This is a genomic window from Streptococcus sp. KCJ4932, from assembly GCF_004352745.1.
Lineage (GTDB): Bacteria > Bacillota > Bacilli > Lactobacillales > Streptococcaceae > Streptococcus > Streptococcus ruminicola.
Genome location: NZ_SJWW01000044.1, coordinates 1 through 271 on the forward strand (window position 1 = coordinate 1; position 271 = coordinate 271).

Consider the following 271-nt stretch of genomic DNA (forward strand, 5'->3'; position numbering starts at 1 on the left):
CTGACTACGAATCAGGCGGTTGCAGGTTCGAATCCTGCAGGGTGCATAATTTCGGGAAGTAGCTCAGCTTGGTAGAGCACTTGGTTTGGGACCAAGGGGTCGCAGGTTCGAATCCTGTCTTCCCGATGTGAATTCTCGAAATTCACAAAGACCTTTGAAAACTGAACAATACGAACCAAACGTGCGGGTTACGGAAGTAACCTGTCAAAAACGATAAATCTGTCAGTGACAGAATGAGAACAAGATTAAATGAGAGTTTGATCCTGGCTCA

Annotated in this window: 1 tRNA gene; it reads left to right on the forward strand. The window is 45.8% G+C overall.

Annotated features, from left to right (window positions below):
• Positions 1–52: 52 nt before the first annotated feature.
• Positions 53–126 (forward strand) — tRNA-Pro (locus E0E02_RS09395).
• The last annotated feature ends 145 nt before the right edge of the window (positions 127–271 follow it).